This is a genomic window from Ruminococcus sp. N15.MGS-57 (assembly GCF_000980385.1).
Classification (GTDB): domain Bacteria; phylum Bacillota; class Clostridia; order Oscillospirales; family Ruminococcaceae; genus Hominimerdicola; species Hominimerdicola aceti.
In genome coordinates, this window is the sequence record NZ_LARF01000117.1 from 1 (window position 1) to 949 (window position 949).

Here is a 949-nt window from a genome sequence, read left to right on the forward strand (position 1 = left end):
AGTACTTCGTCTGCGATCTCATCCAGACGAGCGTCCGGACGGTCGATCTTGTTGACAACAACGATGATCTTCAGATTCATTTCCAGCGCCTTGGACAGCACGAAACGAGTCTGTGGCATCGGGCCCTCTGCGGCATCGACCAGCAGGATCGCACCGTCTACCATGCTCAGAACACGTTCTACCTCGCCGCCGAAGTCAGCGTGTCCCGGGGTATCAATAATATTGATCTTGGTGTCGCCGTAGCGTACCGATGTATTCTTTGCCAGGATCGTGATGCCACGTTCCCGTTCCAGATCATTGGAGTCCATAACACGTTCTGCCACTGCCTGGTTTTCCCGGAATACACCGCCCTGTTTCAGCATCTCGTCGACCAGAGTTGTCTTACCGTGGTCTACGTGTGCGATGATAGCAACATTTCTCAAATCCTCACGAACCATAATTTTCTCCTCATTTCCCATGGTATGTGTTGTCACGGACCGGCGCCCTGACGGCGCAGGTACTTACCATATGATATAGTATTTCAGTCACTCTACAATCCATACACATGATGCGAAAAAGAAAAACAGGCAAACTCCCGAAGAGCTTGCCTGTTCTCTGGTGGGGGAGGACGGATTCGAACCATCGAAGCTAGAAGCAACAGATTTACAGTCTGCCCCCTTTGGCCACTCGGGAACTCCCCCATGTAACATATGTATGTTGTAGAAAATTGGAGCTGGTGGACGGACTTGAACCCCCGACCTGCTGATTACAAATCAGCTGCTCTACCAACTGAGCTACACCAGCTTGTATTGCTTGATCTGTCGAACTGACGATATCTATTATATCATATCTCCAAGCACTTGTCAAGCATTTTTTATTTTGTTTTCATTTTTTTTAATAAAGTGGTCGAGGCGACAGGACTTGAACCTGCGGCATCTTGGTCCCAAACCAAGCACTCTACCAAACTGAG

General features: G+C 49.0%; 1 protein-coding gene and 2 tRNA genes. All 3 read right to left on the reverse strand.

Annotated elements, in window-relative coordinates:
* Positions 1 to 437, reverse strand: a 437-nt coding sequence (locus WS40_RS10750) for a GTP-binding protein (protein ID WP_046442262.1), incomplete at its 3' end; no start/stop codon positions are given.
* A gap of 158 nt (positions 438 to 595) precedes the next feature.
* A tRNA-Tyr gene (locus tag WS40_RS10755) sits at positions 596 to 680 on the reverse strand.
* A 27-nt stretch (positions 681 to 707) separates the two neighbouring features.
* Positions 708 to 783: transfer RNA gene (locus WS40_RS10760), tRNA-Thr, on the reverse strand.
* Positions 784 to 949 lie beyond the last annotated feature (166 nt).